The organism is Pseudomonas sp. GW823-FHT05G12, from assembly GCF_058795575.1.
The window spans coordinates 1,716,664-1,733,295 of sequence record NZ_CM179501.1 but is presented as its reverse complement, the minus strand read 5'-3'; the positions used below and the strand labels follow the sequence as shown (position 1 = coordinate 1,733,295).

Below are 16,632 nucleotides of genomic sequence, written 5' to 3'. Positions count from 1 at the left end.
CACCGTCAGCGGCGTTCGATCGGGTCGATGATCTGCAGGGCCAGGTTGCCCTTGTGCGAGCCCAGCCGCGCCTTGAACGCTGGCACCCCGTTAGCGCGTAGCACCAGGTGTTCGGGCAGCTCCACCGGGATCACGTCACCCGGCTGCATGTGCAGGATGTCGCGCAGCTTCAGCTGGCGTCGGGCAACCGTGGCGGTCATTGGCACGGCCACGTCCAGCACGTCCTCGCGCAGGGCCTTGACCCAGCGCTCGTCCTGGTCGTCCAGGTCCGACTGGAAACCGGCATCGAGCATTTCCCGCACCGGCTCGATCATCGAGTACGGCATGGTCACGTGCAGATCGCCGCCGCCACCGTCCAGTTCGATGTGGAAGGTGGACACCACCACCGCTTCGCTGGGGCCGACAATGTTGGCCATGGCCGGGTTGACCTCGGAGTTCATGTACTCGAAGCTGACCGGCATGATCGCCTGCCAGGCTTCCTTCAGGTCGACGAAACACTGGTCCAGCACCATGCGCACCACACGCAGTTCGGTCGGGGTGAACTCACGCCCTTCGATCTTGGCGTGGCGGCCATCGCCGCCAAAGAAGTTGTCCACCAGCTTGAACACCAGCTTGGCGTCGAGGATGAACAGCGAAGTGCCGCGCAGCGGCTTGATCTTGACCAGGTTGAGGCTGGTGGGCACGTACAGCGAGTGCACGTATTCGCCGAACTTCATTACCTGCACGCCACCCACGGCCACGTCTGCGGAGCGGCGCAGCAGGTTGAACATGCTGATACGGGTATAGCGGGCGAAGCGCTCGTTGATCATTTCCAGGGTCGGCATGCGACCCCGCACGATACGGTCCTGACTGGTCAGGTCGTAGCTTTTGATACTGCCAGGCTCGGATGCACTCTCGGTCTGCACCAGCCCGTCGTCGACACCGTGCAACAGGGCATCGATTTCATCCTGGGACAGCAGGTCCTGTACGGCCATTGCGGACTCCTACTGCAATACGAAATTGGTGAACAGCAACTGGTCGATGACCGGCTTGCCGACTTCCTTCTGCGCCACTTCCTGGACCACCGCGGTGGCCTTCTGGCGCAGCATCTCCTGCCCTACCGGGCTGCTGGCGAGGGTGTCGAACCCTTGCCCGGAGAACATCATCACCAGGTTGTTGCGGATCACCGGCATGTGCACCTTGAGGGCATCCAGGTCGGCCTGGTTACGCGCCTGCAGGGTGATGCTCAGCTGCATGTAGCGCTGGCGGCCGTTCTGGTTGAAGTTGACCACGAAGGCGGGGGTCAGCGCCTCGTATATCGCCGCTGGCTTGACGTTGCTGGCAGTGGCCTCGGCGGCCGGAGCCGGCTCGCTCTTGTGCATGATGAACCAGGTAGCGCCCACCGAAAGGCCGATCGCCAGCAACAGGCCGACGACAGCCAGCAGGATCAGCTTGAGTTTGCCTTTAGTGGCGGGGTCTTTGACTGCTTCGCTCTTCGCCATGCCAATAATCCGTCGTCCATCGGGGGTTCAAAGGAGAATGGCTTGGCTTGAGCAAGTGTTATGCCAGATTTTGCAGGGGATGGATTCCAGCAGGTTTTGCGGTGCTGGCTTCTTCGCGGGCACGCCCGCTCCCACAGGTACTGCACAGGGTTCGAAAGCAACGAAATTCCTGTGGGAGCGGGCTCGCCCGCGAAGAAGCCAGCACAGGCCAACAGTTATCAGGCGTAGTAATCGACCGCACTGTCGCCGACAACCACCTGTTGCTCCAAAGGCCGGGCGCTATCGACCGCTTCGGCCCCACCCTGCTCGGCCCGGCGCGCCGCCACCCCGGAAAGGTTGCTGCCCTGGGCCTGCCCCTGCTGTTGTTGCTGCCCGCGCGACTGGTCAGCCACGTTGACATCCGGCTGCGCCAACCCCTGCTGGGCAAACAGTTCGCGCAGGCGGTGCACCTGGCTGTCGAGGGCGTCACGTACGCCGGCGTGGCCGCTGATGAAGGTGACTTGGGTGGCCTGGTCCGCCGCAACATTGACGCGAATGTCGAGGCGACCGAGTTCTGCCGGCTCCAGCTGGATATCAGCCGACTTGAGGTTCTGGCTGGACAGGTACATGACCCGGTTGACCAGGCCCTCGGCCCAAGCGTTCTGGTTCATCGGCAATGGCTGATGCAGCGGGTTCGCAGTGGCCGGCACGGCGTTGGCGGTCTTGGCCGTGGCCGCCTGGGTCAGGCTGGCCAGGCGGTTGGCAAAATCATCGATGCGGGTGTCGCCGCTGGCGCTCTTGGTGTCTTTCAGGCCGTCTTCAAGCAAGGCGCCAAAGGCCTTGCCACCGGATTCGGCGCTTTCGCCATCGGTATTCTCGACCAGATTCGCCAAGGTATTGACGGCTGCCTGCCCTTCCTCGCCCTGAGCCTGGGCAGCATCAAGGGCATGTGCCGAGGTGCCCCCCTTGGCCTGGGCACTGTGCTCCAGCGCCAGGCGCAGGGTCGGCAGGTTGGCCAGGGGGTCAGCATCTGGATCGAAGGCCTCCTCGGCGGACGGCTCTTCAGGCAGTGCCGCGGCAGCCTGGGTTTGCGCCGTGGCCGCCTGCAGCACGGGCGCCACTGCCTCGGCCTGCGCCTGGATCAGCTGTGCGCCAGGCTGGGCATCAGTGACCTGACCGGCCACCAGGCTGGCATCACGCACACCCGTCTCGGCCTGGGCCGAATCCTCTTCTGGCAACTTGTTGCCGTCATCGGCAACTGCAGCTTTGCCAGCCGGGTCTTTCTTGCCGCCAGCTGCCGCATCAGGTTTGTCCTTGGGCTTGGCCTGAGCGACCTTGTCGTCCTGCCCGGCAACCTTGTCGCGGCCCTGCCTGGCCATCACCTGGCCAAAGGCATCGCCCTTGTCACCCAGCGCCTGCAGCGGTTTGTCCGCCTGCACGGTGGCCGAACGCGAGGTTTTGGCAATGGCACTGGCTTGCAGCAAAGGGTTGGGTGCGACAGGCATCGAGCGGTCTCCGCGCCAGAAACAAAAAATCATTCAGGCAGAGACAGGCAAGACTCGCGCCAACTCGCGTATCAGCCTGCGGAAATACGTTGCTGCTCACCACGGTAAAAGTGCTGCACTACGACGAATTCCATGTCGATGCGGCTGATCAAGTCTTCAATACCGTACAACGGGGGCCGCCGCGCGCGCTCTTCGAGCTGCTGACACAGGCTGGCCAAGGCCACCGCGCCCATATTGCTGCTGCTGCCCTTGAAACTGTGGGCTGCTGCGCCAAGCTCCTCGGCGCTTTTGGCCGCGTGCAACTGCCCAAGACGCCGCTCCGAGTCGTCCAGAAAAGTCTGCACCAACTGCAGGTAGCCATCTTCCATGACCTCACGCAGGTCACTGAGTACCTTGTGGTCAATATGCATGTCAGTCACTTGTTCACTCCTTGATCAAGCCAGATTATGCCCGAGCCAACCCGTGGCTCACCATACGAACTCCACATGCGCGCAACGCCCGCCCTCACTCCAGCGAGCGTCACTGGCCAACTGCCGCACCAGATTCAGACCGCGGCCGCTCAGCCCCTGGTCCGGCGAAGGCCGCGCAAGCACGCGCTGCACGTCGAAGCCGGCACCGCTGTCGCGCACTTCGATCATCAGACGCCCACCGCCGCCATGCGGTTCAACCTTGAAATCGATGCTTACAAAGCCTTCGGTCAGCGAGCCCAGGCGCCGGGCACGCTCCTGGTAATAGTCGGTAAAGCCTTGCACATCGCGTTTGAGCTGCGAGTCCAGGCCCAGCACACCATGCTCCAGCGCATTGGAATACAACTCGCTAAGCACACTGTGCAGGTTGCCGGTACGTGCGCGCAGGCCATGAATTTCCTGCAACAACTGCACCAGGTACGGCACAGGGTTGAAGCGTTTCAGGCTTTCGCCACGCACCTCGAAGCTCAGCGACCAGTCCAGCGGGCTGGAGCGGCCACTATCAGAGTAGATCATCGGGGCCGCCACCCGCTCCTCGGCAGTGAACATGCGAATATCGCACAAGCTGATGTCATCGCGTGGCTGCCCACCAAAACGCTCCAGGGCCAGCATCAGCTCATCGAACAACTTCACCGGGTCGCGGTTGTCGGCCAGCACCGCGCGCAGGCGCTGTACGCCAAACAGGCATTCCTGGTCGTCGGCGGTATCGATCACACCGTCTGACAGCAGCAACAGGCGCTCGCCCGGTGCCAGCGGCAACACCTCCGTGCTGTCATCGAAACGCTCAGCGGCCAGAATGCCCAGCGGCAGGTGCCGCGAACTCAGTGCCGACAGCACTTGGCCATCCACCGACAGGCGATAGCCATCAGGCATACCGCCATTCCACACCTCCACCGAGCCGCGCTGCATGCTGAGGTTGAGCAGCAGCGCACAGCAGAACATATCCACCGGCAGGATGCGCTTGAGCTTGGCATTCATCTCGCGCAGGATCTGCGCCATGCCGTAGCCCTTGGCGGTCATGCCGTAGAACACCTCAGCCATCGGCATGGCGCCGACCGCCGCCGGCAGGCCGTGACCGGTGAAATCGCCAAGCAGCACACGCATGTCGCCGGCCGGGGTAAATGCCGCCAGCATCAGGTCGCCATTGAACAGCGCGTAAGGCGATTGCAGGTAGCGAATGTTGGGCGCAGAAAGGCAACCAGAGTGGGCCACCTTGTCGAACACCGCCTTGGCGACCCGCTGCTCATTAAGCAGGTGATGGTGATGCCGGGTGATCTGGTCACGCTGTTCCAGTACCGTTGCCTGCAAGCGACGCAGGCGGTCCATGGCGCGAATCTTGGCAGCCAGGATCACCGCGCTGTAGGGCTTGGCCATGAAATCATCGCCCCCCGCCTCCAGGCAACGCACCAGCCCCTCTTCTTCATTCAGCGACGTCAGAAAAATGATCGGCACCAGCGCTTCGCCAGCCAATGCCTTGATCTGCCGCGCCGCCTCGAAGCCATCCATGACCGGCATCAGGGCGTCCAGCAGCACCAGTTGCGGGCGCCGCTCGAGGTACAGCGCTACCGCCTGCTCGCCGTTTTCAGCGGTGAATACCTGATGCCCCTGGCGGCGCACGATCTGCGCAAGCAGAAGGCGATCGACAGCACTGTCTTCGGCGACCAGCACGGTTAACGCCAGTTCGGCCGGCATGTCGGCGCTCAACTGATATCGAAGAGTTTTTCGAAATTGGAAATAGCGAGAATCTTGCGCACGTCGGAGCTGGCATGCACTACCCGCACATCCGACTCGTCGCCGCCCGCGTGGTCGCGCAGCAACAGCAGCATGCCAAGCGCGGAGCTGTCGAGGTAGGTGGTGTCCTTCAGGTCGACGACCACCGAATCCGGCCGCCTGGGCTGGCGTTCGTAGGCGTCGCGAAACTCCTGATGCTTGCCGAAATCGAAGCGCCCCTTGATCTTGATGGTCAGCTTTTTCCCGTCCTGCGAAAAATCAGTCTCGACTGCCATGCTAGCGATTCCTTCGATGATGGCGGATGCAACTGCTTTAAGGTTTAGCAGGCGATGGTGGGGGAGGCAAGCGGATGCAGGCTCATGGCGTTGATGGCCTGTGCCGGCCTCTTCGCGGGTGAACCCGCTCCTACAATCAATCGGTGGTGTCGCCCAATACCGTGGTAGGAGCGGGTTCACCCGCGAATAGGCCGGACCTGCCAGCCAACATACCCGGTCATACACCGTCGCAGCCGCCACCGCATTCGCGGGCAAGACCTCTCATTTGATTCGGGCCAATTATTCCGCTGCAAGGCCTGCGGCGAACACCTATAGCTGGTTTTGCCGCGGCAGGCGCTGCGACAGCTCATCCAGCAAGCGCTGCTCGCGCTTGTCTTCAGCGCGCCGGGCCTCGTCCTGGTAGCGCTGTACCAGCTTGCGCAAACCTTCCACCCGGGCATAGGCCTGCTGCCAGGTACCACGGGCGTTGTTGAGGTTGTTCTGGTGCCAGACCAGGCTCTGGCGCTGCTGGGTCATGGCCGTTTCCAGCTGCCCCAGAAAGCGCTGGTAATTGACCAGCCAGCTGCCATTGACCCCTTGCCCGCCGCGGTTGATCCACTGCAGCTGGTAATCCTCGCGAAAGCGCTCCAGCTCGGCCAGCTTGGCCTGGGCCGTGGCCACCTGCTGCTGGAAATGGCCAAGGCGCTGAGCCGCCTTGCGCTCGGCCTCTTCGGCCATGTCCACCACCGGCGCCAGGCGCGCGGCACGTCCGGGCAGCGCCATGGCTTATCAACCTGCCGGGGGCGTGAAAATCGCCCCCAGCTGTTCGCGGCTCTGCGCCATGCCCACGTTCTCGCGCAGGCCCTGGCGCAGAAACTCAACCAGCTTCGATTGCAAGGCAATGGCCAGGTCAGTCTCCGGATCACCGCCGGCTACATAGGCACCCACGCTGATCAGGTCGCGGCTTTGCGACAGGCGCGACCACAGTTGCTTGAACTTCTGCGCCTGGCGCAAGTGGTCGGCATCGACCACTTGGGGCATGACCCGGCTGATCGACGCTTCGATGTCGATGGCCGGGTAATGGCCTTCCTCAGCCAGCCGACGCGACAACACAAAGTGGCCGTCAAGCACGCCCCGCGCCGAGTCGGCGATCGGGTCTTGCTGATCGTCGCCTTCAGACAGCACGGTATAGAACGCAGTGATCGAACCACCGCCTGGTTCGCCATTGCCTGCCCGCTCCACCAGCTTGGGCAGCTTGGCGAACACCGAGGGCGGGTAACCCCGGGTGGCTGGCGGCTCGCCGATGGCCAGGGCAATTTCCCGCTGGGCCTGGGCGAAACGGGTCAACGAGTCCATCAGCAACAGCACATTCTTGCCTTTGTCGCGGAAGTACTCGGCAATGCGTGTGCAATACATGGCGGCGCGCAGGCGCATCAGCGGCGCATCGTCGGCCGGCGAAGCCACCACCACCGAGCGCTTGAGGCCCTCTTCACCAAGGATGTGCTCGATGAATTCCTTCACCTCGCGCCCCCGCTCCCCGATCAGGCCGACCACGATGATTTCGGCTTCGGTGAAACGGGTCATCATGCCCAGCAATACCGATTTACCCACACCGGTACCGGCGAACAGGCCTAACCGCTGGCCACGGCCGACGGTAAGCAGGCCGTTGATACTGCGAATGCCCACATCCAACGGCTTGCTGATAGGGTCGCGGTTGAGCGGGTTGATCACCGGGCCGTCCATCGGCACCCAGTCCTCGGCCTTCATCCCGCCCTTGCCATCCAGCGCACGGCCGGCGCCGTCGAGCACCCGGCCCAGCATGCTCATGCCCATGGGCAGACGGCCGCCGTCATCCAGCGGGACGACCCGGGCCCCTGGGGCAATCCCGACGATGCTGCCCACCGGCATCAGAAACACCTTGGGCCCGGCAAAGCCCATGACTTCCGCCTCGACCTGCACCGGGTGATAACTGTCATCGTTGATCACCAAGCAGCGGCTGCCCACTGCAGCGCGCAGGCCTTCGGCTTCCAGGGTGAGGCCGACCATACGCAGCAAGCGGCCTTCGACGATGGGCTGGGCCGGCAGCTCGATGGCCTCAGCGTAAGTGCCCAGGCGCTTGCCGAAGCTGGTGCGTTCAAGGCGCATCTGGGCTGTCCACGGTACGCTCGACCGGCGCGTCCAGGTCTATCGACATGTCTGGCGCCGCCGGGTGCAGGGAATGATCGTGCAACTGGTCGAACAGCTGCGCCACCGCTTTTTCGATACGCGTTTCCATGGTGGCATCGATACGGCTGTGGGCCGTCTCGATGCGGCAACCACCCGGCAGCAGCGCGCTGTCTTCCAGCAGCCGCCAGTTCTCCTCATGGCGTTCGCGCAGGGCCTTGGCCAGCTCGAAATCCTGCGGGTTGAGGTGGATGCGGATATTGTCCGCACCCATGGGCAGCAGCTTGAGCGCTTCGCGCAGCACTTGGGTGATCTGGCTGGAATCGTTGCGCAGCTCGCGGCCGATCACCTGGCGGCTCATGTGCGCGATAAGGTGCACCAGGCTTTTCTCGATCTGCGTGTCCTGCTCGGCAATCGGCTCCATCAGGTTGGCCATCAGCCGCTCGAGGCTGTCGAGTTTGGTTTTCAGGGCCTCTTCGGCCTCCTGGCGAACCTTGAGCTGGGTGCTGTGGAAGCCCTCGCGCTCACCGGTTGCGAAGCCCTCGTTGTAAGCCTCCTGACGGATGGCTTCGAGCTCTTCCAGGGTCAACGGCTGGACTTCTTCCAGCGGCACTTCCTCGACTTCCTCGATGACCTCGGGCTCAGGCTCAGGCTCCGGTTCGGGCTCCGGTTCCGGGTCGAAGCTTGGCAGCGTCCACACATCCACGCCCTCGAGGTCGCGGGCACGGATCAGGTCGCTGGGGTGGTGTTCTTTGGTGGGCATGCTGTCATGTTCTCAAACCATGTTCGGCCGACACGGTCCCTTGTAGGAGCGGGTTCACCCGCGAATGCGTCGGCAGCGACAACCTCGATTGCCAGGACCGACGCCTTCGCGGGTAAACCCGCTCCTACAAAAGGCGGCGTCGGCTATGGGATCGCGAATACCTTAGATCATTTCCTCGGCGCCCTTGCCGCCGAGCACGATCTCGCCGGCCTCGGCCATGCGCCGGGCAATGGTGAGGATTTCTTTCTGCGCGGTTTCCACGTCGCTGACCCGTACCGGCCCTTTGGCCTCCAGATCGTCACGCAGCAGTTCCGAAGCACGTTTGGACATGTTCTTGAAGATCTTGTCCTTGACCCGCTCGTCGGCACCCTTGAGCGACACCACCAACACGTCGGAGGACACTTCGCGCAACAGCGCCTGGATGCCCCGGTCGTCGACGTCGGCCAGGTTGTTGAAGACGAACATCAGGTCTTCGATCTGCTCCGACAGGTCGCTGTCGATTTCGCGGATCGCGTCCATCAGTGCGCCTTCCACCGAGCTGTCGAGGAAGTTCATGATGTCGGCAGCACGCTTGATACCACCCAGGGTGGTGCGCGCGGCGTTGGAGTTGCCCGAGAACTGCTTCTCGAGGATCTGGTTCAGCTCCTTCAGCGCCGCGGGTTGCACGGTGTTCAGCGATGACACGCGCAGGACGATGTCCAGGCGCACCTTGTGGTCGAAGTTGCTCAGCACTTCACCGGCCTGGTCCGGGTCGAGGTAGGCGACCACGATGGCCTGGATCTGCGGGTGCTCGTAGCGGATCACGTCGGCCACGGCACGCGGCTCCATCCACTTGAGGCTGTCCAGGCCGCTGGTATTGCCGCCGAGCAGGATGCGGTCGACCAGGCCGTTGGCCTTGTCCTCGCCCAGGGCTTGGTTGAGCATCTTGCGGATGTACGCATCAGAACCGACGCCCAGGCTGGTCTGGTCGCCGACGATGTCGACGAACTCGCTCATCACCTGCTCGACCTGGTCACGGTGCACATTGCCCATCTGCGCCATGGCCACACCCACCCGCTGCACTTCCTTCGGGCCCATGTGCCGCAGCACCTGGGCCGCATCGGTCTCGCCCAGCGAGAGCAGGAGGATCGCCGCCTTGTCGACGCGGCTCAGCTTGGCGGTAACGGCTCGGTTATCACTCATCGGCGTTGATCCAGTCTTTCACGACCTGAGCCACACGGCCCGGGTCTTCGGCCACCAGGCCTTTGATTGCGTTGAGCTGTGCCTCGTAACCCTCGCTCGGGCTAGGCAGCAGAATGCTTGTCGGGCCACCCAGGCTGACGCGGTCGTTGGCCAGTTCGCCATCCAGACCCATCATGCCGCCCAGCTCCATGTCACTGTCCGGGGCAGCCTGCTTGCCGCCCCCGGTAATGTTGTTCAGCACTGGCCGCAGCACGCCGAACACCAGCACCAGGATGAACACCACGCCCAGCACCTGCTTGACGATATCCCAGAACCACGGCTGCTGGTAGAAGGCGATGTCGGCGATTTCCTCGCCACGGTCGGCGGCGAACGGCACGTTGATCACCGTCACGCTGTCGCCACGACTGGCATCGAAGCCAACTGCGTCCTGCACCAGGCGGGTAAAGCGCGCCAGGTCCTCGGCGCCCCATGGCGCACGCGTGGTATCGCCAGTGGCCGGGTCGATCTTGACCTGGTCGTCCACCACCACCGCTACCGACAGGCGGGTCATGCGCCCCTGCTGCTGGCGAGTGTGGCTGATGGAACGGTCCAGCTCAAAGTTCTTGGTGCTCTGCTGACGTTTGTCTGACGGGTACGGCGCGAGCATCGGCTGACCGGTGGCCGGGTCCATGATCTGCTGGCCGTTGGCATCCACCAGCGGTTGGCCAGGCTGAATGGCGGCAGCCGGGGTAGCCGCGCCACCGGTGGTCTGCGGTGCCGAAGCGGCGCCTGGCGGCTGGTTGCTCAGCGCGCCAGGCACGCCTTGAGGGCCTTGGCTGCTGGCACGTTGTTCGTCAACCGACTGCTCGCTGCGCAACGCCGGCTGGTCGGGGTTGAACTGTTCGGAGGTGGACTCGACCGCGCTGAAGTCGAGGTCGGCGGACACTTCGGCCTTGTAGCGATCGTTGCCCAACACCGGCTGCAGAATGTTGTGCACACGCTGGGTGAGCATGCTTTCCACCCGGCGGCTGTAGTCGAACTGCTTGCCGGCCTGGGTCAGCGCGGAATCCTGAATCTGCTCGGACAGCAGGTTGCCTTTCTGGTCGACGACGGTGACCTGGGATTTGTCCAGTTCCGGCACGCTGGTGGCGACCAGGTTGACGATGGCCATCACCTGCCCGGCTTCCAGTGCACGGCCTGGGTACAGCTCGACCAGTACCGAGGCGCTGGGCTTGCGTTCATCACGCACGAACACCGAACTTTTCGGGATGGCCAGGTGCACGCGCGCGGCCTTGACGTTGTTGAGGCTGGAAACGGTACGGGCCAGTTCGCCTTCCAGGCTGCGGCGGTAGCGGGTGGCTTCCATGAACTGGCTGGTGCCCAGGCCCTGCTCCTTGTCGAGCAGCTCGAAGCCGACATTGCCATCGCTCGGCGCCACGCCGGCGGCTGCCAGTTTCAGGCGCGCACGGGAGAGGTCGTCGGCCTTGACCAGCAGGGCCCCCGAGTTGGGCTCCACGTTATAGGGGATGTCAGCAGCGGCCAGGGTGTCCATGACCTGCTTGGTGTCCATGCCCGACAGGCTGCCGTACAACGGACGGTAATCGGGTTGTTGCGACCACAGCACCACGGCAAAGCCGATGGCCACGCTGGCCGCCAGGCCGACCATGAGGCCGATCTGGCGCAGCATGGGCATCTGCGAGATGTTTTCCAGAAACGCCATGCCAAACAGCGGCGGCTTGGCCGCTGGCGAGCCAGCTTTGGCGGGGGCGTTTTCGACGACTGCTTCAGCCATGGGTTACATCCGTCCTCAAACCGGCATCTGCATGATGTCCTGGTACGCCTGGACCAGCTTGTTGCGTACCTGGGTCATGGCTTGCATCGACACGCTGGCCTTTTGCGAAGCGATCATCACGTCAGTCAGGTCGACGCCGCTTTTGCCGATTTCGAACGCGTTGGCCAGTTGGGTCGAGGCCTGCTGCGTCTCATGCACCTTGCCGATGGCCTGGCCGAGCATGTCGGCGAAGGTGCTTTGCCCTGGCGCCAGCTCGGGGGCGGCAGTTACCTTGGGCAGCGACATGGCATCGGCCTGCATGGCCCGCATGTCCAACATCAGACGATTGAATTCAACACCTTGGCTCATGACCCTTCTCTCTCCTGCGGCCGCATTTTTTTGACACTCATGCGGCGAATGACCTACCTAAAGCAACAAAGGTGCCAGCCTTCGCAACTCATTTGCCCAGAGATCACACAATTCCTGTGGGAGCGGCCTTGCGTCGCGATAGGGCCGCAGAGCGGCCCCGGCGATCTTTGCGGCGGAGCTGAAGACCTGGGACCGCTTCGCGCCCCATTCGCGACACAAGGCCGTTCCCACAGAGGTCCGCGCCAGTTGCAGATGATTTGCCAGTCAGCCGAACAGGCTGGCCTCGACGTCAAACCCGGCATCGCGCATCTGTGCCAGCTTGTAGCGCAACGTCCGCGGACTGATCCCCAGGCGTTCGGCCGCCTCTTTGCGGCGGCCGCGCTCGGCGCGCAGGGTGTCGATGATCATCTGGTACTCGTGACGACGCATGTCATCCCCCAGGCCGCCGGCATCAGCAACCACCTCGAGAGATGGCTCGGTGCCAGCCGACAATGGAATGGCGCCTGCCAGACAAAAATCCGCCGCCTCGATCACGCCACCCTGCTGCAGAATCAACGCCCGCTGCAGGGCGTTGTCCAGTTCGCGCACGTTGCCCGGCCAGGCATATGCCTGCAGGCAGGCCCGAGCCGCTGGCGAGAGGCGCACCGGGGCATGCTTCATCTTGGCCACATGGCGCGCCAGCAGGCGCTCGGCCAACTGCAGGATATCGCCCGGCCGCTCACGCAGCGGGCGCCAGGCCAGCGGGAACACCGACAGGCGGTAGTACAGGTCTTCGCGGAAGCGCCCGGCCGCCACTTCGCCGGCCAGGTCGCGGTTGGTGGTGGCCAGCACCCGAATGTCCAGGCTGATCGGCTTGCGCCCGCCTACCCGCTCCACCTCGCGCTCCTGCAGCACACGCAGCAGCTTGGCTTGCAAGGCCATGGGCATTTCCGAGATTTCGTCGAGCAGCAGGGTGCCGCCTTCGGCCTGCTCGAACTTGCCCGCCTGAGCCGCGATAGCACCGGTGAAGGCACCCTTCTCGTGGCCAAAGAGGGTGGCCTCGAGCATGTTGTCGGGGATCGCCGCGCAGTTGATCGCCACGAAGGGCTGCGCCGCACGCGGGGACTGCTGGTGAATGTAGCGCGCCAGCACTTCCTTGCCAGTACCGGACTCGCCGGAAATCAGCACGGTCGAGTCACTGCGCGCCACACGGGCCGCCAGCTCCAGCAATTGGCGGCTGGCCGGCTCGCAGGCCACCGGCCCTTCTTCGCCGGTCACACGTCCGGCGGCATGCCGCTCCACGAGGTTGAGCAGCGCCTTGGGCTCGAACGGTTTGACCAGGTAGTCGGCGGCGCCTTGGCGCATGGCCTCGACCGCACGCTCGACGGCGGCATGCGCCGTCATCAACAACACCGGCAACTGTGGCTGCTGGCGGCGCAGCTGGCTCAGCAACTGGTGCCCATCCATACCGGGCATGTTGACGTCACTGACCACCAGGCTGAACGCGTCTTCGAGTACGGCCTCCAGCGCTTCTTCGGCACTGCCCACTGCCTGATAGGCGAAACCGCCGATTTCCAGGGTATCGCCCAGCGCCTGGCGCAATACGCGGTCATCCTCGACCAGCAGCACCTTGATTGCCATTACACCCCCTCCGCCAATTGCCCGTCGATCAACGGCAGCTCTACCCGCACGCAGGTACCACGGCCGACTTTCGAGCGCAGGTTGATCGTGCCCTGATGCGCACGCACCACCGCCTTGACCACGGCCAGGCCCAGGCCGGTACCGGTGGCCTTGGTGGTAAGGAACGGCTCACCCAAACGGCCGAGCAAGCCTGCATCGATGCCGCTGCCGGCATCGCTGACGCACAGGTGCAAGCTACGTTCGCGGCGGTACAGGTGCACCTTCAGCCGCGCCGGGCCATCGCTGGCCTGCAGGGCATTTTCAATCAGGTTGAGCAAGGCGCCGACCAGGGTGTCGCGGTTGCACAGCAGCTCACCCAGATGACTGTCGCACTGCCAGCGCACGGCGTGCCCCTGCACATGCGCCTGGGCCGCCTGCTGCAGGGCCTGGAACAGCGCTTTCGGGGTCACCCGATCCCCCAGCGGCAACTCGCCACGGGCAAACACCAGCATGTCGCGCACCTGGTGTTCCAGCTCGTGCAGGCGTTCCTTCAAGGTCGCGGCGAAACGCAGGCGGGTTTCCGCGCTCAGCGCTTGCTCGCTATCGGCCAGGTGGCTGGCATACAGCATGGCTGCGGACAGCGGCGTGCGGATCTGGTGGGCCAGCGAGGCAACCATGCGCCCCAACGACGACAGGCGCTCGTGGCGAGCCAGCTGGTCCTGGAGGCGACGGGTTTCAGTCAGGTCGTTGAGCAGCACCAATTGGCCAGGCTCGGCATCCAGCGAGCGGGTGGCGATCGACAGGCGGCGACCGTCGCGCAGCGAGACTTCGTGGCCGTCGTCCTTGCGCGGGGCAAAGCTACGGGCGATCACCTGGCGCCACAATTGGCCGATCAGAGGCTCACCGAGCAACTCGCAGGCGGCCGGGTTGGCTTCGCGCACCAGGCCCTGGCCGTCGATCACGATCACCCCGCCGGGTAGCAAGTCCAGCAGGTTCTGCAGGCGGTTGGCCAGGCGTTCCTTTTCACTCAGTTCGTCGATGCGCTGGGCGCTGACCACGGCCAGCTCACCTTTGAGCTCACTGACCCGGGCTTCAAGCAGGCTGTAGGACTGGCTCAGCTGGCTGGACACCTGATTGAACAGGGCGAAGGCTTGCGCGATACCCTGGCCGCTGTCCTGCGCGACCGGGGTTTGCCCCTGCTGATCGGGGGCTCGGGATACGTGGGCGGCCTGGGGCATCGTGCTCTCTCGCGTGGCTGACCGTCATAAAAACGGTGTGTTGCCAGCGGTGTAGCAATAGCCGTGCCGGAGATAGGGATTTGTGCCGGCCTCTTCGCGGGCAAGCCCGCTCCCACAGGGATATCACCGAATTGAAGATGTGCATCGATCCTGTGGGAGCGGGCGTGCCCGCGAAGAGCCCGGCACAGGCAACCGCCAGGCTTCAATCTTCCGCCTGTTCCTCGCCGCCTTGGCGGCTCATGCCGTACTTGCGCATTTTCTCGACCAGGGTAGTACGGCGAATACGCAAACGTTCAGCCGCGCGCGCAACGATACCGTTGGCATCGTCCAGCGCCTGCTGGATCAGGCCCTGCTCCAGGCTACCCAGGTAGTCCTTGAGGTCCAGGCCTTCGGGCGGCAGCATGGCGTGGTTGCTGAAGTTTGGTGTGTGGCCATTGATCGCCACGCGCTCTTCCAGATCGCTGCGCAGGCTGTCGACCATCTGCTCGTCTTCGTCATCGACATAGCGGAATTTCTTCGGCAGTTCCGACACGCCAATGACCCCGTACGGGTGCATGATCGCCATGCGCTCGACCAGGTTGGCCAGCTCGCGCACGTTGCCCGGCCAGCCGTGACGACACAGCGACATGATCGAGGCGGAATTGAAGCGAATGGAACCGCGCTTCTCGTGCTCCATGCGCGAAATCAGCTCGTTCATCAGCAACGGGATGTCTTCCACCCGCTCACGCAGCGGCGCCATTTCGATAGGGAACACGTTCAGGCGGTAGTACAGGTCTTCGCGGAAGGTGCCGTCCTCGATCATGGTTTCGAGGTTCTTGTGCGTCGCAGCGATGATGCGCACGTCGATGCTCTGGGTCTTGTTGCTGCCCACGCGCTCGAAGGTACGCTCCTGCAGCACACGCAGCAGCTTGACCTGCATCGGCAACGGCATGTCGCCAATTTCATCGAGGAACAGGGTACCGCCGTTGGCCAGTTCGAAACGCCCGGCACGGCTGGTGATGGCCCCGGTAAAGGCGCCCTTCTCGTGGCCGAACAGTTCGCTTTCCAGCAGCTCGGCCGGGATCGCGCCACAGTTGACCGGCACGAACGGCGCTTCGCGGCGCTTGGAATGGTAGTGCAGGTTGCGCGCTACCACTTCCTTGCCGGTGCCCGACTCACCCAGGATCAGCACGCTGGCGTCGGTATCCGCCACTTGCTGCATCATTTGCCGCACGTGCTGAATGGCACGACTGGTGCCAACCAGGCTGCGGAACAGATTGGGCTCGCGCTGGCGACCGCGCTCGCGCGCCTGGTCATACATTTCGCGGTAGACCTGGGCACGGTGCAGTGAATCCAGCAGCTGGCTGTAGCTTGGCGGCATTTCCAGGTTGGAAAGCACCCGGCGGCGAAGGTCTTCCGGCAGCTCGGCGGAAGAAATTTCACCTAAAAGCAAAACTGGAAGGAACTCATCCCACGCAGCCACTGTCTTAAGCAACCCAAGCAGATTGCCCGGAGCATTTACGGTGCCGATGAGCACGCACAGCACTTCGCGGCTCGAGGACAATGGCTCGACCGCCTGCTGCCAGTCATGGCTGGCACACGCGAGGTTTTCTTCGCCGAGGAAGTTCAGCACCACCGCAAGGTCGCGGCGGCGCGCGCTGTCGTCATCGATCAGCAGAATCTTGGTTTCACGCCACATGCAATAGCAACTTCCCTAGTCATATCGGCGCCCTGCAGGGGCGTGCTCGACATCATTCCGACTGAATGGTCAGTGTTCGGACGTCTGAAATTCGAAAACAGCCACTAGTAAAGTCAAAAACTTAAAGGCAGTCAAATTTATGGCGCCGAAGCGTTGCTCTCTGCCCAGCTTCAGCTGAACAGATGGTATACCTTTGTGGCGTGTTTCGCTTGGTTGATATTCGACATTTGTGCGACCAAGGATTGACGCTCGTCACTTGCAACGTCGATCAGCTGACGATAAACCGCCATCAACGCTTCCAGATTGGCCCGGATTGCGGCCTCATCATCCTGATTCTCTTGCAGTAATTCATCCATCAGCGCCCGGCATGCCAGGTCGAGCTCCCCGATGGCCGCCCAGTCGCGCGCTTGCAAGGCCTGGGTCAGGGCCTGGCGGGTATCTTCAATTTGCTGCAACGCGCTCATGGGGGGGCT

At 63.5% G+C, this 16,632-nt stretch carries 16 protein-coding genes; all 16 read right to left on the bottom strand.

The features are described 5' to 3' along the window. Positions 1–5 precede the first annotated feature (5 nt). Positions 6–974 carry a flagellar motor switch protein FliM gene (gene fliM, locus AC3RCM_RS08010; RefSeq protein ID WP_003254418.1) on the bottom strand — a complete coding sequence of 323 codons (969 nt, stop codon included), beginning with the start codon at positions 972–974 and terminating at the stop codon, positions 6–8. A 9-nt stretch (positions 975–983) separates the two neighbouring features. Next, on the bottom strand, positions 984–1,481 hold the full coding sequence (fliL, locus tag AC3RCM_RS08005; protein ID WP_064491804.1) for a flagellar basal body-associated protein FliL: 498 nt from the start codon (positions 1,479–1,481) through the stop codon (positions 984–986). 218 nt (positions 1,482–1,699) lie between these two features. Then, on the bottom strand, positions 1,700–2,965 hold the full coding sequence (locus tag AC3RCM_RS08000; RefSeq protein ID WP_104886516.1) for a flagellar hook-length control protein FliK: 1,266 nt from the start codon (positions 2,963–2,965) through the stop codon (positions 1,700–1,702). Positions 2,966–3,036: 71 nt separating this feature from the next. Beyond that, positions 3,037–3,384 (bottom strand): Hpt domain-containing protein, encoded by a 348-nt coding sequence (locus AC3RCM_RS07995; protein ID WP_004577674.1) that lies wholly within the window; start codon positions 3,382–3,384, stop codon positions 3,037–3,039. 48 nt (positions 3,385–3,432) lie between these two features. Continuing rightward, positions 3,433–5,124: a fused response regulator/phosphatase gene (locus tag AC3RCM_RS07990; protein WP_198747917.1), complete on the bottom strand. Its 1,692-nt coding sequence runs from the start codon at positions 5,122–5,124 to the stop codon at positions 3,433–3,435. A gap of 8 nt (positions 5,125–5,132) precedes the next feature. Next, positions 5,133–5,438 carry an STAS domain-containing protein gene (locus AC3RCM_RS07985; protein ID WP_003254426.1) on the bottom strand — a complete coding sequence of 102 codons (306 nt, stop codon included), beginning with the start codon at positions 5,436–5,438 and terminating at the stop codon, positions 5,133–5,135. A 309-nt stretch (positions 5,439–5,747) separates the two neighbouring features. Then, on the bottom strand, positions 5,748–6,200 hold the full coding sequence (gene fliJ / locus AC3RCM_RS07980; protein ID WP_020192694.1) for a flagellar export protein FliJ: 453 nt from the start codon (positions 6,198–6,200) through the stop codon (positions 5,748–5,750). Positions 6,201–6,206: 6 nt separating this feature from the next. Then, positions 6,207–7,562, bottom strand: coding sequence for a flagellar protein export ATPase FliI (gene fliI, locus AC3RCM_RS07975; RefSeq protein ID WP_010955088.1), 1,356 nt, complete (start codon positions 7,560–7,562; stop codon positions 6,207–6,209). Continuing rightward, the gene (gene fliH, locus AC3RCM_RS07970; RefSeq protein ID WP_064491807.1) at positions 7,552–8,343 is read right to left on the bottom strand and encodes a flagellar assembly protein FliH; all 792 of its coding nucleotides are present in this window, start codon (positions 8,341–8,343) and stop codon (positions 7,552–7,554) included. The genes fliI and fliH overlap by 11 nt, the downstream gene beginning before the upstream one ends. Positions 8,344–8,505: 162 nt before the next feature. Next, positions 8,506–9,525, bottom strand: coding sequence for a flagellar motor switch protein FliG (gene fliG / locus AC3RCM_RS07965; protein ID WP_003254434.1), 1,020 nt, complete (start codon positions 9,523–9,525; stop codon positions 8,506–8,508). Next, complete coding sequence (gene fliF / locus AC3RCM_RS07960; RefSeq protein ID WP_064491808.1) at positions 9,518–11,296, bottom strand: flagellar basal-body MS-ring/collar protein FliF; 1,779 nt, start codon at positions 11,294–11,296, stop codon at positions 9,518–9,520. Before fliF ends, fliG begins: the two co-directional genes overlap by 8 nt. 15 nt (positions 11,297–11,311) lie before the next feature. Then, positions 11,312–11,644 carry a flagellar hook-basal body complex protein FliE gene (gene fliE, locus AC3RCM_RS07955; protein WP_003254438.1) on the bottom strand — a complete coding sequence of 111 codons (333 nt, stop codon included), beginning with the start codon at positions 11,642–11,644 and terminating at the stop codon, positions 11,312–11,314. Positions 11,645–11,908: 264 nt separating this feature from the next. Further along, complete coding sequence (locus tag AC3RCM_RS07950) at positions 11,909–13,264, bottom strand: sigma-54-dependent transcriptional regulator (protein WP_064491809.1); 1,356 nt, start codon at positions 13,262–13,264, stop codon at positions 11,909–11,911. Continuing rightward, positions 13,264–14,481 carry a sensor histidine kinase gene (locus tag AC3RCM_RS07945; protein WP_064491810.1) on the bottom strand — a complete coding sequence of 406 codons (1,218 nt, stop codon included), beginning with the start codon at positions 14,479–14,481 and terminating at the stop codon, positions 13,264–13,266. The genes AC3RCM_RS07950 and AC3RCM_RS07945 overlap by 1 nt, the downstream gene beginning before the upstream one ends. 202 nt (positions 14,482–14,683) lie before the next feature. Continuing rightward, positions 14,684–16,159 carry a transcriptional regulator FleQ gene (fleQ, locus tag AC3RCM_RS07940; RefSeq protein ID WP_020191674.1) on the bottom strand — a complete coding sequence of 492 codons (1,476 nt, stop codon included), beginning with the start codon at positions 16,157–16,159 and terminating at the stop codon, positions 14,684–14,686. Between the two features lie 170 nt (positions 16,160–16,329). Further along, positions 16,330–16,623, bottom strand: a complete 294-nt coding sequence (gene fliT / locus AC3RCM_RS07935; RefSeq protein WP_492629494.1) for a flagellar protein FliT — start codon at positions 16,621–16,623, stop codon at positions 16,330–16,332. Positions 16,624–16,632 lie beyond the last annotated feature (9 nt).

Coding starts and splice junctions, on each gene's coding strand:
- fliM (WP_003254418.1), bottom strand. CDS start 974: ATGGCCGTACAGGACCTGCTGTCCCAGGATGAAATCGATGCCCTGTTG.
- fliL (WP_064491804.1), bottom strand. CDS start 1,481: ATGGCGAAGAGCGAAGCAGTCAAAGACCCCGCCACTAAAGGCAAACTC.
- AC3RCM_RS08000 (WP_104886516.1), bottom strand. CDS start 2,965: ATGCCTGTCGCACCCAACCCTTTGCTGCAAGCCAGTGCCATTGCCAAA.
- AC3RCM_RS07990 (WP_198747917.1), bottom strand. CDS start 5,124: ATGCCGGCCGAACTGGCGTTAACCGTGCTGGTCGCCGAAGACAGTGCT.
- AC3RCM_RS07985 (WP_003254426.1), bottom strand. CDS start 5,438: ATGGCAGTCGAGACTGATTTTTCGCAGGACGGGAAAAAGCTGACCATC.
- fliJ (WP_020192694.1), bottom strand. CDS start 6,200: ATGGCGCTGCCCGGACGTGCCGCGCGCCTGGCGCCGGTGGTGGACATG.
- fliI (WP_010955088.1), bottom strand. CDS start 7,562: ATGCGCCTTGAACGCACCAGCTTCGGCAAGCGCCTGGGCACTTACGCT.
- fliH (WP_064491807.1), bottom strand. CDS start 8,343: ATGCCCACCAAAGAACACCACCCCAGCGACCTGATCCGTGCCCGCGAC.
- fliG (WP_003254434.1), bottom strand. CDS start 9,525: ATGAGTGATAACCGAGCCGTTACCGCCAAGCTGAGCCGCGTCGACAAG.
- fliF (WP_064491808.1), bottom strand. CDS start 11,296: ATGGCTGAAGCAGTCGTCGAAAACGCCCCCGCCAAAGCTGGCTCGCCA.
- fliE (WP_003254438.1), bottom strand. CDS start 11,644: ATGAGCCAAGGTGTTGAATTCAATCGTCTGATGTTGGACATGCGGGCC.
- AC3RCM_RS07950 (WP_064491809.1), bottom strand. CDS start 13,264: ATGGCAATCAAGGTGCTGCTGGTCGAGGATGACCGCGTATTGCGCCAG.
- AC3RCM_RS07945 (WP_064491810.1), bottom strand. CDS start 14,481: ATGCCCCAGGCCGCCCACGTATCCCGAGCCCCCGATCAGCAGGGGCAA.
- fleQ (WP_020191674.1), bottom strand. CDS start 16,159: ATGTGGCGTGAAACCAAGATTCTGCTGATCGATGACGACAGCGCGCGC.
- fliT (WP_492629494.1), bottom strand. CDS start 16,623: ATGAGCGCGTTGCAGCAAATTGAAGATACCCGCCAGGCCCTGACCCAG.